The sequence below is a fragment of the Ruegeria sp. YKSF070 genome (assembly GCF_059612725.1).
Window position 1 is genome coordinate 103,261 of record NZ_JBXWRD010000004.1, and the last position, 12,782, is coordinate 116,042.

General features: G+C 64.3%; 12 protein-coding genes. 8 read left to right on the forward strand and 4 right to left on the reverse strand.

Annotated elements, in window-relative coordinates:
• Positions 1-21 precede the first annotated feature (21 nt).
• Positions 22-1,134: an anhydro-N-acetylmuramic acid kinase gene (locus tag AC2FL1_RS03440; protein WP_496875979.1), complete on the forward strand. Its 1,113-nt coding sequence runs from the start codon at positions 22-24 to the stop codon at positions 1,132-1,134.
• A gap of 94 nt (positions 1,135-1,228) precedes the next feature.
• Here the strand turns inward: AC2FL1_RS03440 and AC2FL1_RS03445 are convergent, their stop codons facing one another.
• Positions 1,229-1,945: an endonuclease/exonuclease/phosphatase family protein gene (locus AC2FL1_RS03445; protein ID WP_496875980.1), complete on the reverse strand. Its 717-nt coding sequence runs from the start codon at positions 1,943-1,945 to the stop codon at positions 1,229-1,231.
• Between the two features lie 99 nt (positions 1,946-2,044).
• Between AC2FL1_RS03445 and AC2FL1_RS03450 the strand changes: the two genes are divergently transcribed.
• A complete protein-coding gene (locus AC2FL1_RS03450; protein ID WP_496875981.1) occupies positions 2,045-2,920 on the forward strand; it encodes a DMT family transporter in 876 nt (291 codons plus the stop codon).
• Between the two features lie 89 nt (positions 2,921-3,009).
• Here AC2FL1_RS03450 and AC2FL1_RS03455 read toward each other — a convergent pair whose 3' ends face one another.
• A complete protein-coding gene (locus AC2FL1_RS03455) occupies positions 3,010-4,428 on the reverse strand; it encodes a protein adenylyltransferase SelO (RefSeq protein WP_496875982.1) in 1,419 nt (472 codons plus the stop codon).
• Between the two features lie 53 nt (positions 4,429-4,481).
• Between AC2FL1_RS03455 and AC2FL1_RS03460 the strand changes: the two genes are divergently transcribed.
• Positions 4,482-4,913, forward strand: a complete 432-nt coding sequence (locus AC2FL1_RS03460) for a cupin domain-containing protein (protein ID WP_496875983.1) — start codon at positions 4,482-4,484, stop codon at positions 4,911-4,913.
• Between the two features lie 253 nt (positions 4,914-5,166).
• Here AC2FL1_RS03460 and AC2FL1_RS03465 read toward each other — a convergent pair whose 3' ends face one another.
• Positions 5,167-5,958, reverse strand: a complete 792-nt coding sequence (locus AC2FL1_RS03465; protein WP_496827667.1) for a LuxR C-terminal-related transcriptional regulator — start codon at positions 5,956-5,958, stop codon at positions 5,167-5,169.
• A gap of 138 nt (positions 5,959-6,096) precedes the next feature.
• Here AC2FL1_RS03465 and AC2FL1_RS03470 point away from each other — a divergent pair, with 138 nt between their 5' ends.
• From AC2FL1_RS03470 to AC2FL1_RS03490, 5 genes are read left to right on the forward strand one after another with little or no spacing between them, the layout of a single operon-like run.
• A complete protein-coding gene (locus AC2FL1_RS03470) occupies positions 6,097-7,170 on the forward strand; it encodes an ABC transporter ATP-binding protein (protein ID WP_496875984.1) in 1,074 nt (357 codons plus the stop codon).
• A gap of 3 nt (positions 7,171-7,173) precedes the next feature.
• Positions 7,174-8,085: an ABC transporter permease gene (locus AC2FL1_RS03475; RefSeq protein ID WP_496827671.1), complete on the forward strand. Its 912-nt coding sequence runs from the start codon at positions 7,174-7,176 to the stop codon at positions 8,083-8,085.
• Positions 8,078-8,881, forward strand: a complete 804-nt coding sequence (locus tag AC2FL1_RS03480) for an ABC transporter permease (protein WP_496827673.1) — start codon at positions 8,078-8,080, stop codon at positions 8,879-8,881. Before AC2FL1_RS03475 ends, AC2FL1_RS03480 begins: the two co-directional genes overlap by 8 nt.
• Positions 8,882-8,902: 21 nt before the next feature.
• A complete protein-coding gene (locus tag AC2FL1_RS03485) occupies positions 8,903-9,922 on the forward strand; it encodes an ABC transporter substrate-binding protein (protein WP_496827675.1) in 1,020 nt (339 codons plus the stop codon).
• A 56-nt stretch (positions 9,923-9,978) separates the two neighbouring features.
• Positions 9,979-11,661 carry an amidohydrolase gene (locus AC2FL1_RS03490; protein ID WP_496875985.1) on the forward strand — a complete coding sequence of 561 codons (1,683 nt, stop codon included), beginning with the start codon at positions 9,979-9,981 and terminating at the stop codon, positions 11,659-11,661.
• A gap of 59 nt (positions 11,662-11,720) precedes the next feature.
• Here the strand turns inward: AC2FL1_RS03490 and AC2FL1_RS03495 are convergent, their stop codons facing one another.
• The gene (locus AC2FL1_RS03495) at positions 11,721-12,782 is read right to left on the reverse strand and encodes a quaternary amine ABC transporter ATP-binding protein (RefSeq protein WP_496875986.1); all 1,062 of its coding nucleotides are present in this window, start codon (positions 12,780-12,782) and stop codon (positions 11,721-11,723) included.

A 12,782-nucleotide genomic window follows, 5' to 3' on the forward strand; every position in this document is an offset into this window, starting at 1 on the left:
AGTTGAACAAAGGAAAAGGCCATGAAGAGGGCCATCGGGCGAGAGGGGCCGGTGACGGCGCTGGGGGCAATGTCTGGCACGTCGCTGGACGGGGTCGATGCGGCGGTGGTCGAGACCGACGGTCTGGCGATTTTTGGGTTCGGGCCGGTGGGCTACCGCGCCTATTCGCCCGAGGAACGCAGCGTGCTGCGCGCCGGGCTGGGGCGTTGGGCCGGGCCCGAGGTGGAGGCGGCGGGCGATCTGGTGACGCGGGCCCATGCCGAGGCGCTGGCCGGGTTCGAGGGCGTCGATCTGGTGGGGTTTCACGGACAGACCCTGGCGCATGAGCCGCGCGGGCGCGGCACCTTGCAGGTCGGCGATGGCGCGGTTTTGGCCGCCGCCCTGGGGCGGCCGGTGGTCTGGGATTTCCGCAGCGACGATGTGCAACTGGGCGGCGAAGGCGCGCCATTGGCGCCGTTCTTTCACTTTGCCTGTGCCAAGTGGATCGGCGCCAGCGAGCCCTTGTGTTTTCTCAATCTCGGCGGGGTGGGCAACCTGACCTATGTGGACCCGTCATTTGAGCGGCCCGAGGTGCCCGGCGCGCTTCTGGCCTTTGACACCGGGCCGGCCAATGCCCCGGTCAACGATCTGATGCAGGCGCGGCTGGGGCTGCCGATGGACGAGGGCGGCGCGGTGGCGCGGGGTGGCACGGTGGAGACCGGCGCGCTGGAGCTGTTCCTGGCCGAGCCCTATTTCTCAAGAATGCCACCCAAGTCTCTGGACCGGAACGATTTTGCCGAGATGATCGGGTTGGTGTCGGAACTCAGCGACAGCGATGCGGTGGCAACGCTGACAGGGATGTGCGCGGCTGCGGTGGCGCAAGGGATGGAGCATTGTCCGCGCCCTCCCGCCCGCGTACTGGTCACCGGCGGCGGGCGGCACAACCCGGTGCTGATGGAGATGCTGCGGGTCTCGCTGGATTGCGCCGTTGAGCCGGTCGAGAGTGTCGGGCTTGATGGTGACATGCTGGAGGCGCAGGCCTTCGCCTATCTGGCTGTACGGGTGGCGCGGGGCCTGTCAACATCGTGCCCCGGCACCACCGGCGTGAGTGCGCTGGTGGGCGGCGGCATGGTCAGCCTGCCCGACGATGCATGACGGGGACGCTGACCCATTGAAAAAATTCGTCGAATTTTTTCGCCCCTAGGAGTATTTCCGACCCGAAAGAAGCCTATGTGCCGTTTGAGAGCTGTCAGTCCGGACGCGTGAAATCGGCCCAGACCGGCAGATGATCCGAGGCGATGGGGGCGGGACGCTCGGCAAAGACGCCATGCGCAACGGCGCTCAGCTCTGGGCTGTGTGCGATCCGATCCAAAGCGCCCACTGGGCGCGGCGCAGGAAAGCTGGGCCGGGCCGGAACGAAGCGCAGCATCGGCGCCAGATGATCCAGCACCGGCTGGCGCGACCATTCGTTGAAATCGCCGGCCCAGACCGTGGGCATCGGCGGCAACCGCTCCAGATCGTGGACCAGATGCACGATCTGGTCCCGGCGCGAGGCCGCGAGCAGGCCAAGATGCAGGCCCAGCACCCGCAGAGATCCGATTGGGGTGTCGAACTCGACCCGAACTGCGCCGCGCGGCTCGAATCCCGGCAGGTCGTGATGGGCGCTCGCAAGCTGGGTGATGCCGGCGCCCTTCCAGATCACCGCATTGCCGTGCCAGCCCAGCGATCCGGCGCCGCCTAGGTCCACCACGTTCCAGCCGGCCTCCTCCAGCACGAAATGCGGCAGGGCGGCGGGACGCGGCGGCAGGCGTTTGTCGGCCTCTTGCAGCACGGCGATATCGGCGCCGAGCGCCCCCAGTACCTGAAGGATACGGCGCGGCTGGCGGCGCAGGTCCAGGCCCACGCATTTCTGAATGTTGTAGCTGGCAAGGCGCAGCGTCGGGGCTATCGTCATCGGTTGCGTCATGGCTCCTGTCCTCCGTCATGCGGCAGCGCGCGGCGCGGTGCAAGGGCCGGATCGCGGGATTTGCTTGACATGTGCAGGACCCCGCCGTTCTGTGCCTGCATGGAACAGAAACGCCCCGTCGACGCGGCCGGAGCCGTGGCCCTTGTCGGAATTGCCGCGCTGTTGGCCTTCAACCAGGTGGTGATCAAGGTGACCGGTGGCGGGTTTGGGCCGGTTCTCCAGGCCGGGCTGCGCTCGGCTGTCGCATTGGTCTTTGTGCTGGTATGGATGCTTGCCCGACGCAAACCGATGGCTTTCCCGCGCGAGGCCTTGATGGGCGCACTGATCACAGGCTTGCTTTTTACCATCGAGTTCATGGCGCTGTTTGCCGCGCTCGATCTAACGTCGGTCTCGCGGGTGTCGATCCTGTTCTATTCGATGCCGGTCTGGCTGGCGCTGGGCGGTCACTTTCTTTTGCCGGGCGAACGGCTGTCCGGAGCGCGGGTTCTGGGATTGGTGCTGGCCATGGGCGGGGTGGTGCTGGCGCTGCTCGAGCGCGATGCCGCGCATGTGAGCCTCTTGGGCGATGCGCTTGCTGTATTTGCTGCCATGTGCTGGGCCGGGATCGCGCTGGGAGTGCGGCTGACACCGATGGCCCGCGTCCCGGCGGAAATGCAGCTGATAAGCCAACTGGTGATCTCGGCGCCGCTGCTGCTGTTGCTTGCGCCGCTGACTGGGGAGAGCCTGCGCGCGCCCGAGCTTCTGCATTGGGCCGGGCTGCTGTTTCAGGCGGTTGGCGTGGTGGGGCTCGGATTCGTGATCTGGTTCCGGCTGCTGGCCGTTTACCAGGCCAATGGCGTGGCCTCGTTCAGCTTCCTGTCACCGGTGCTGGCGGTGATCTTTGGCTTGCTGCTGTTGGACGAGCGGGTGGGCGCCCTGGTCTGGCTTGCGCTTGCTCTGGTCGCGGCCGGGATCGTCTTGATCAACCGGCGCTGAATGGGGCGCCGGAGCGGGGGCGCTGCCCCCACCTACAAAATTCGTCGAATTTTGCAGGCCCCCCGGAGTATTTTGGGCGAAATGAAGGGTCAGGTGCCGCAGAACGTGGCCTGTACGACCTCGTTTTCCGCTGGTGGGCGGGTCAGGTCGATGTAATCCGGTTGATCCTCGTAAGGACGGGAAAGCACGGTATGGAGCCTGTTGAACGGGGCATAGTCGCCGTTTACCGCCGCCGCGATCATTTGCTCGACCCGGTGATTGCGCGGGATGAAGGCGGGATTGGCGGCCCGCATCACAGACAGGGACGCCGCCTCTTGCCTAACGCGCTGCTGCCATCCCGTGGCCCAGCTGTCATAGGCGGTCGGGTCGGTGAACTGATCACGCGCCCTTGGGCCGCCCAGGGCGCGGAACGTGTTGGTGAAATCGGCTCGTTCGCGGGCCATGCGGGTGAGCAGGTCCGTCACCAGCGTCTTGTCGGCCTCGTCGGGCTGATCGATGCCTATCTTGGCGGCAAATACGCCAAGCCATTCGCGTTCCAGCAGGGCGGGCATTGCATGCACGATCCCGGTGGCCTCTTCGACGGCGGCCTCCTTGTCCTCGACCTGCTGGATCAGCGCGGTGGCCAGCTGTGCCAGGTTCCAGACCGCGATATCGGGCTGGTTGGAATAGGCATAGCGCCCATAGCGGTCGATCGAGGAATAGACGGTATCAGGATGGTATGTGTCCATGAACGCGCAGGGGCCATAGTCGATGGTTTCGCCTGAAATCGAACTGTTGTCGGTATTCATCACCCCATGGATGAACCCCACCCCCATCCAGCGCGCGATCAGTCGCGCCTGGGCATCGCGGACGGCGGTCAGCAGGCCCATTGGCCCATCGGCATCCGGATAATGGCGGGCGATGGCATAATCGGTCAGCCGTTTCAGATGTCCGATCTCGCCGCGTGCGGCAAAAACCTGGAACGTGCCCACCCGCAAGTGGCTTTGCGCCACGCGGGTCAGCACCGCACCGGGCAAGGGCTGCTCGCGGCGCACTGTCTCGCCGGTTTCGACCGCCGCCAATGCGCGGGTGGTCGGGATGCCGAGGGCCGCCATCGCCTCGCTCACCACATATTCGCGCAGCACCGGGCCCAGCCAGGCCCGCCCGTCACCGCCACGCGAATAAGGCGTGCGCCCCGCACCTTTAAGCTGGATGTCGCGGCGGATGCCGTCGCTGCCCGGCACCTCGCCCAAAAGGATCGCGCGCCCGTCGCCCAATTGCGGGTTGTAATTGCCGAACTGGTGCCCGGAATAAAGCTGCGCCAGCGGCTCGGCGCCTTGCGGGACGGTGTTGCCGGCAAAGACTTGCGCCATCTCGGTGAGGTCGCCCGGCGTGATGCCCAGCAGGCGCGCCAGATCGGTGTTGAAGGCGACAAGGCGTGGTGCGCGCACCGGGTCGGGCACCTGCGCGGAAAAGAACCCGGCCGGGAGGCGGGCATAACTGTTGTCGAAGGGGATCGTGATTGTCATGCGCCCAAGATATGCTGGAGCGAGCGAAAGACCAGCCCTAAGCGAGGTAGCCGATGCCCGATCATATGAGCGCCGAAGAGATCATCCGTCGCCTCGAACTGGAACCCCACCCCGAGGGCGGCTGGTACCGGCAGACCTGGATCGCCGACACTCCCGGTCGCGCCAGCGGCACCTGCATCTATTTCCTGTTGAAATCGGGTGAGCGCAGCCATTGGCACCGGGTCGACGCGACCGAGATCTGGCTCTGGCATGCAGGCGCTCCGCTGATCCTATCGATGAGTGCGACCGATACCGGCCCCGCCACCGATCACCTGTTGACGCCCGACCTGAACACCGGCGCGCCGCAGCAGATCGTGCCGCCCGGCTGGTGGCAGGCGGCGCGCAGCACCGGCGAATACACGCTGGTCAGTTGCACCGTCTCGCCCGGTTTCCGGTTCGAGGGGTTCGAACTGGCGCTGCCCGGCTTCGACATACCGCGTCGTTGAGAAGCGGCGATCTTGCCGTTCGTGGCGGGAAATGCGGGTTTTGCTGTTTCCAACGTGACATCCCCGCTCCGAAGTCTTGCGACACTGGTGCGATTCCAAGTCCCCGCAGCACGAGGCGAGGTGCCGGGCGCAAGATGAAAACACCCTGGTGGCTAAACCGTTGGTCATCGTAATGACGGTGAATGCGCTTGCAAAGCCGGTCGGGCCCCGTGGCCCGTCCGGTTTCGGCCTGTCCGGCTGGGCATCAATGTCGTCACAACAGATGCCTGAGCAGGCCGAAAAGCTCGCTTTGCGAGGAAATCGCCAGTTTGCGATAGAGGTTGCGACGATGGACCTTGCTGGTCTCGCGGGCGATCTCCAGGGTCAGCGCCGCCGAGCCGTTGGAATGGCCCTGCATGACCAGGGCGGCGATCTGCGCCTCGCGTTTCGTAAGGCCGATCGCCAGCTTTTCCCGTGCATGCGAGCGTATCAGTTCGGCCAGCGACGGTGTTTCCACCGGCGTGTTTTCAGAGCGGCGTGGGTCGAGCAGGGTGACATGTTGGGTCAGCAGTTCCAGCAGGACCGGCGCGTGATGCTTCAGACATTGAATCTCGCGCCGGCGATAGGGGCCCATCTTGTCGAACCGGCTGATCGACAGGTGCAGCCGGGTCCCCGACGGCAGCGGAGCAAGCAGGCCCACCTCGTCGCACAGCCCGGTCTTGCGGTAATACTCCAGATAATACTCGCTGGAGAAAAAGCGGTCCGGCGCGATCTCCGCCAGCCGGTAGAATCCGCCGCCGCGGGGCAGGTCGCGAAACTGAAAGAACGGGTCAAAGGCATAGGTGTTGTCGACATATTCGGTCAGCGCAGAACTGGGCAGCTTCTTGGCCATCAGCCAGGCGTCCAGCATCAACGGCGCCTTGCCGGGATCGAAGCGGAACATAAGGAAGGTCGCAAAAGGCATCCGCGCCCGGAACAATCGGCGATAGGCCGGAAAGAAGGCGGGCGTGCCCACGGTGGCCATCGCCCGGCGCAAGCGCAGAATATCCCGTTCGGTCAGGTTCATCACGGTAAAAATACCTACATTGGGGGCAATATCAGCCGAAAAATACCCCAAGAGGGGTATATCCCCTGGGTCTGTTTGGGGCAATCATCAAGTGAAAGACGTATCCGTCAGGATGCCGCGACCAGATGGGGGGCGCATTTGACCAACGCGATCAGCGCACGTGCCTTGCGCAAGGTGTATCCGGGAAGTCCTCCGGTCGAGGCCCTGGGCGGTGTCGAGATCGACATAGCCGACAACGAGTTCTTTACGCTGCTTGGCCCCTCGGGCTGCGGCAAGACCACCATCCTGAGGCTGATCGCGGGCTTCGAGCATCCGACCTCGGGCACGCTTGAGATGTTCGGGCAGAGCCTACTGGACCTGCCGCCCTACAAGCGCCAGATCAACACCGTGTTCCAGAGCTATGCGCTGTTTCCGCACATGACGGTGGCCGAGAATATCGGTTTCGGGTTGGAGATGCTGGGCAGGCCCAAGGCCGAGATCAGCCAGACCGTGGGCGAGATGATGGAACTGGTGCAGATGTCGCATCTCGCCGACCGGCAGACCGGCCAGATCTCGGGCGGTCAACAACAGCGCGTGGCGCTGGCCCGGGCGCTGGCCCCCAAGCCCCGCGTGCTGCTTCTGGACGAGCCGCTGAGCGCGCTGGATTTCAAGCTGCGCAAGAACATGCAGCTTGAACTCAAGCGGCTTCAGACCGAGACCGGCATCACCTTCATCTTTGTCACCCATGACCAGGAAGAGGCTCTGACCATGTCGGACCGGATCGCGGTGATGTCCGATGGCGCCATCCGCCAGATCGGTTCCCCGCGCGAGATCTACGACCATCCCGCCGACCGGTTTGTCGCCGATTTCATCGGTGATACCAATTTCCTGTCAGCCGATGTGGTCGAGAACAGGGACGGTGCGGCAACGCTGAGACTGGGCTCGGGGCGCACCATCGCGGCACGTGCTGCCCAAGGGGTCAACGGCCGTGTCACCATCGCGGTGCGCCCCGAACATGCCCGCCTCGGCACACCAGACGAAGGGCTGCTTGCCGGGGTGCTGAGCGATGCGGTCTATTTCGGTACCGACACCCATTTCCATGTGACCCTCGAAGACGGGACAACCTTTGTGCTGCGTCAGCAGAACAGCCCCGATACCCAGGCGGGATTTTCCACCGGTGATACGGTGGGGGTGTGCTTTCCCGCCGAGGTTGCCCAGGTGCTGAGGGACTGAGCGATGGCGGAGATACCGGATATCACGGCACGCCGCGCGGCCCGCAACCGATGGCTGCTTTTGATGCCGGCTTTGGCCATCCTGCTCCTTGCCGCCAGCGGACCCTTGCTGATCACGCTGGTCTATTCCTTTCTCAGTCCGGGGGATTATGGCGGCGTCGAATGGCAGCTCTCGTTCGATGCCTGGTTCAACGTCTTCATGCAGCGCGACATTTTCGATGACACGCTGGGCTGGTCGGATGCGCATCTGAGCATCTTCTGGCGGTCGGTGAAACTGTCGGCGCTGACCACGCTGGCCTGTCTCGCCTTCGGCTTTCCCACCGCCTATTTCATCGCCACGCGACCGAAAAAGCAGCGCGACCTGTGGATGCTGCTGATCATCATTCCGTTCTGGACCAACCTGCTGATCCGCACCTTTGCCATCCTCGAGCTGATCCGCAACGAAGGCACGGTGAACACCGTTCTGATCGCGCTCGGCATCATCGACGCGCCGATCCAGATGCTGTTCACCGAATTCTCGATCCTTCTGGGCATGGTCTATGTCTATCTGCCGCTGATGGTCCTGCCCATTTACGCCTCGATGGAGCGGTTCGATTTCCGGCTGGTCGAGGCGGGCTATGATCTATACGCAACCCGGCTCCAGGTGTTGCGCCGGGTGATCCTGCCGCTGGTCAAGCCGGGGGTGATCGCGGGGTCGATCCTTGTTTTCGTACCCTCGCTGGGCGCCTATGTGACGCCGCGCGTGATGGGCGGCGGCAACCAGTTGATGATCGGCAACCTGATCGAGCTGCAATTCGGGCAGGGCCGCAACTGGCCGCTGGGCGCGGCGCTGTCGATCACGCTGCTGGCGATCGTGATGGTGGCGCTGCTGGCATATGTGCGCGCCGCCGGCAATGACGAGGCCCACCATGGCTGAGCGCGTCTTTGACATCCGCAAGCAGACCGGCTTCACCACCATCGCCTTTGCCTGTTTCGCGATGCTCTACATGCCGATCATCCTGTTGGTGGTCTATTCCTTCAACGCCGGCACCTCGATCGCCATCTGGGAGGGCTTCTCGTGGCGCTGGTACGCCTCGGCCTGGGAGAACGAGCAGGTACAGGAGGCGACGCTGCGCTCGCTGGTTGTCGCGCTCTGGGCCTCGGGCATTTCGACCACGGTTGCCGTGCTGGCCGCGCTGGCCACCACCCGCACGCGACGGTTCCGGGGGCAGACCGCGGTGTTTGCCCTGATCAACCAGCCGCTGATGGTGCCCGAGATCGTGACCGCCGTGGCGCTGTTGATCTTTTTCGCGATGATCAAGGTCGCCACCGGCTATACCGGGTTGGCCTATCTGATCATCGCGCATTCGGCCTTTTGCATCCCCTTTGCCTATCTGCCGATCCGGGCGCGGCTTCAGGGCATGGACCTGAGCCTGGAACAGGCCGCCGCCGATCTCTATGCGACCCCGTTTCAGGTGTTCCGCCGGGTGACCCTGCCGCAGCTGTGGCCGGGTATCCTGGCGGGTGCGATGCTGGCCTTTGTCATCTCGCTGGATGACGTGGTGATCACCGAATTCGTGAAATCCGCCGGTCAAGACACGCTGCCCACCTATATGCTGGGCCAGCTGCGCCGCGTGGTGACGCCCGAGATCAACGCCATTTCCACCGCCCTTCTGGGCATCTCGATCACCATGGTGATCGCCTACACGCTGCTGAGCAAATTCAGAAAGTAATACAACAAAGGGAGAGTACTGATGAAAAAGGCACTGACGGCACTGACCCTCGTTCTGGCCGGCCCCGCGCTGGCTGAGGGAGAGTTGAACATCTTCAACTGGGGCAACTATACCTCGCCCGAGATGATCGCCAAATTCGAGGCCGAGACCGGCATCAAGGTCACGATCACCGACTACGACAGCAACGACACCGCGCTGGCCAAGATCAAGGCGGGCGGGCACGGGTTCGACATCGTGGTGCCCTCGGGGACCTATATCCCGATCTTCGTGGGCGAGGGGCTGCTGATGGAAAGCAAGCCCAACCAGATGGAGAATTTCAAGCATATGGACCCGCAATGGGTCGATGTGGAATTCGATCCGGGCCGCAACTACACCGTGCCATGGCAATGGGGCACGGTCGGGATCACCGTCAACACCTCGGTCTATGGCGGTGACATCAACACCGCCGCGCTGATCTTTGATCCGCCCGAAGAGCTGAAGGGCAAGATCAACGTGGTGCCCGAGATGAACGATGTCATGGGCCTGGCGATCCGCTATGCGGGCGGCGAGCAGTGCACTGCCGACAAGGAAATCCTGAAAAAGGCGCGCGACATCCTGCAGGCGGCCAAGCCGCACTGGCTGTCGATGGATTACGGCAATATCGAGAAATACGCCAAGGGCGACCTGGCCGCTGGCGTGAACTGGAACGGCGCCTCGTTCCGGGCCCGCAACCAGAACCCCGACATCGCCTTTGGCTATCCGCAAGAGGGTTTCCCGGTCTGGATGGACAATGCCGCGATCCTGAGCGATGCCAAGAACGTGGAAGAGGCCAAGATCTTCCTCAACTTCATCATGGACCCGGAAAACGCCGCCATGCTGTCGGCCTTTGCCCGCTATGCCAACGGCATCAAGGGGTCCGAGGCCTATATGCCCGAGGACATGAAAACCGCCCCCGAAGTGGTCGTGCCTGACGAGCTGAAAGGCGCGGCCTTCGTGTCCAAGACCTGCCCGCCCGAGGCGACCAAGCTGTATACGGCGATCTGGACCGAACTGCAAAAGTAACCACCCTGCGGCTCCGTCCTCGGACGGGGCCGCTCTTTTTTGACCGGAGCCCGCCCATGCCCGCCGATATCATCATTCACAACGGCTCGCTGATCACCTTTGACGAGGCCCAGCCGCAAGCACAGGCGCTGGCGATCCAGGGCGGCGTGATCGCCGCCGTCGGCAGCGATGCTGAGATCCTGGTGCTGGCAGGGCCAGAGACACGGCTGATCGACGCGCGGGGCGGCACCGTGCTGCCCGGCTTTATCGACAGCCACGTGCATCTCTTTGGCGGCTCGGTCGAACTCGACTGCCTCAGCCTTTACGGGGTCAGGGGGCTGGACGCGATGCGGGAGGCGATCCTGCCCTATGCGCAGGCCAACCCTGATGACGCGCTCGTCTTTTGCGTGATGGCCGACTACGGCATCCTCGGCACCGGCCACACCCTGACACGCCATGATCTGGACAGTATTCTGACCGATCGCCCGCTGGCCATGTTCGCCCCCGATCACCACACCGTCTGGGCCAATACCGCCGCGCTCGAGGCGACCGGCCTGTTGCAGGGTGGCGAGGTCGATGCGGGCTCGCTCATCGTGATGGGCGAGGACGGTCTGGCCAATGGCGAACTGCTAGAGCCCGGCGCTTATGGCCCGGTCCTGAGCCTGACCCGCCATGGTGGGCGCGAGATGCTGGGCCTGACCACCGGCAAGGACCCCGAGCCGCCCGCCACCCCCGACCAGCGCGCCCGCGACAAGGACGTGATCGCGCGCGGGCTGGCCCATTGCGCGGCGCAGGGCATCACCGGGCTGCACCTGATGGATGGCAACCGCTATCAGCTCGAACTGCTGACCGAGCTCGAGGCCGAGGGGCGATTGCTCTGCCGCTGCGAGGTGCCGTTCCACATGAAGGGCACCGACCCGCTGGAGAGGATGACGACCGAGGCGCCAGCGATGCGCGCCGCCTATCGCGGCGACAAGGTGCGTTGCAATCACCTGAAAATGTTCATCGACGGCGTGGTCGAAAGCGGCACCGCGCTGATGCTGCGGCCCTATCCGGGCGAGCTGGGTGCCAATGGCAATACCGGCGACGAGGTGTTTACCCAGGAACATTTCACCGCCTGTTGTGTCGAGGCCGACCGGCTGGGCTTTCAGATCGCGGTGCACGCGATCGGCGATGCCGGGGTGCGCCGCACGATCGACGCGCTCGAAGCGGCCCGGCGCGCCAATGGCACGCGCGACAGCCGCCACCGGATCGAACATATCGAGGTGATCCATCCCGACGACATCCCCCGGCTGGCGGAACTGGATATCGTCGCCTCGCTGCAACCGGGCCATGCGCCACGCGGCCATATCTTCCCGCCCGGCGCGGTGGGGCAGTACCTGCATCCCGACCAAATCGCGGGGGCCTATGCATGGCAGACCATCCGCGAAACGGGCGCGCGGGTCGTGTTCTCCACCGACTGGCCGGTGATCCCGGTCGATGTGATGCCCAGCATCCGCGCCGCCATTGCGCCGCTCGATCTCGGCCCGGATTGGCCGGACCAGAGTCAGTCGCTGATGGACACGCTGGCCAGCTACACACGCGACAATGCCTGGGTCGAGTTCAACGAGGCCAGCAAGGGCAGGCTGCAAGCGGGCATGGTGGCCGATATCGCCGTGCTGAGCCACGATCTGACACAGCTGGCCCCTGACGAAATCACACAGGCCGCTGCCATGGTTACGATCATGGACGGCGCCGTCACCTATCGGCGCGAGGCCTGACCGCGTAACCGGGCAGGGGGCTGCCGCGTCCTGCCGCGGCGGCCACCAGACCCGACCCGTCAGTGTTTGCGTGCGCTTGCGTCCGAGGCCACGCGCGGTACCAGCGCCTTGACCAGATGGGTCATGTCGAGCGTGCCCACCGGGGCACCATCGCGCATCACCACATAGCGATGCGAGGTGTCGCCACCGGACCGGGCAATCATGCTTTCCAGCGTATCGTCATAGCCCACCTCGCCATGGGCGTCGGGCGGCACCGGCTGCCCGTCGAGCGGGGTCATGATCGAGCGGACTCGCAGCACCCGGGCCCGGTTGATGTCGCTGACGAAGTCCTCGATATACGGGTCGTTGGGGTTGAGCAGGATATGCTGCGGCTCGCCCTGCTGGACGATATAGCCGTCCTTGAGAATGACCAGGTGATCGGCCAGTTTCAGCGCCTCGTCCAGGTCATGGGTGATAAAGACGATGGTCTTGTGCAGTTCGGTCTGCAATTCCAGCAGCAGGTCCTGCATGTCGGTGCGGATCAGTGGATCGAGCGCCGAGAACGCCTCGTCCATCAGCATGATGGGCGAGTTCGAGGTCAGCGCGCGCGCGATCCCGACCCGCTGCTGCATGCCGCCCGACAGCTGGTGCGGATAGTGATTGCCATAGCCATGCAGCCCGACCCGATCCAGCCATTTGTCGGCCTCGACCAGATAGTCCCGCTTGGCCACGCCGCGCACCTTCAGCGTGGTGCCCGCGTTCTCGGCCACGGTCTTGTGCGGCAGCAAGGCGAATTTCTGGAACACCATCGACATGACCTCGCGGCGCAGGTTGCGCAGCTGTTCCTCGTCATAGGCCAGCACATCCTCGCCATCGACCCGCACCTCGCCCGAGGTGGGCTCGATCAGGCGGTTGAGGTGGCGGATCAGCGTCGACTTGCCCGACCCGGACAGGCCCATGATCACGGTGATCTCGCCCTCGCGCATGTCGACATTGATGTCGCGCAGCCCCAGAACATGGCGGTGCTGTTTCAGCAGATCGGCCTTGGACATGCCGTCCAGCACATGTTTCAGCGCTGCTTTCGGATTGGCCCCGAAAATCTTGTAAAGGTTGCGGATCGAAACCTTGATATTGTCGCTCAT

What these genes read in the sequence shown, in the direction of transcription:
- AC2FL1_RS03485 (WP_496827675.1), top strand. Translation starts at nt 8,903, where the DNA reads ATGAAAAAGGCACTGACGGCACTGACCCTCGTTCTGGCCGGCCCCGCG.
- AC2FL1_RS03475 (WP_496827671.1), top strand. Translation starts at nt 7,174, where the DNA reads ATGGCGGAGATACCGGATATCACGGCACGCCGCGCGGCCCGCAACCGA.
- AC2FL1_RS03445 (WP_496875980.1), bottom strand. Translation starts at nt 1,945, where the DNA reads ATGACGCAACCGATGACGATAGCCCCGACGCTGCGCCTTGCCAGCTAC.
- AC2FL1_RS03460 (WP_496875983.1), top strand. Translation starts at nt 4,482, where the DNA reads ATGCCCGATCATATGAGCGCCGAAGAGATCATCCGTCGCCTCGAACTG.
- AC2FL1_RS03490 (WP_496875985.1), top strand. Translation starts at nt 9,979, where the DNA reads ATGCCCGCCGATATCATCATTCACAACGGCTCGCTGATCACCTTTGAC.
- AC2FL1_RS03450 (WP_496875981.1), top strand. Translation starts at nt 2,045, where the DNA reads ATGGAACAGAAACGCCCCGTCGACGCGGCCGGAGCCGTGGCCCTTGTC.
- AC2FL1_RS03440 (WP_496875979.1), top strand. Translation starts at nt 22, where the DNA reads ATGAAGAGGGCCATCGGGCGAGAGGGGCCGGTGACGGCGCTGGGGGCA.
- AC2FL1_RS03495 (WP_496875986.1), bottom strand. Translation starts at nt 12,782, where the DNA reads ATGAGCGACAATATCAAGGTTTCGATCCGCAACCTTTACAAGATTTTC.
- AC2FL1_RS03455 (WP_496875982.1), bottom strand. Translation starts at nt 4,428, where the DNA reads ATGACAATCACGATCCCCTTCGACAACAGTTATGCCCGCCTCCCGGCC.
- AC2FL1_RS03480 (WP_496827673.1), top strand. Translation starts at nt 8,078, where the DNA reads ATGGCTGAGCGCGTCTTTGACATCCGCAAGCAGACCGGCTTCACCACC.
- AC2FL1_RS03465 (WP_496827667.1), bottom strand. Translation starts at nt 5,958, where the DNA reads ATGAACCTGACCGAACGGGATATTCTGCGCTTGCGCCGGGCGATGGCC.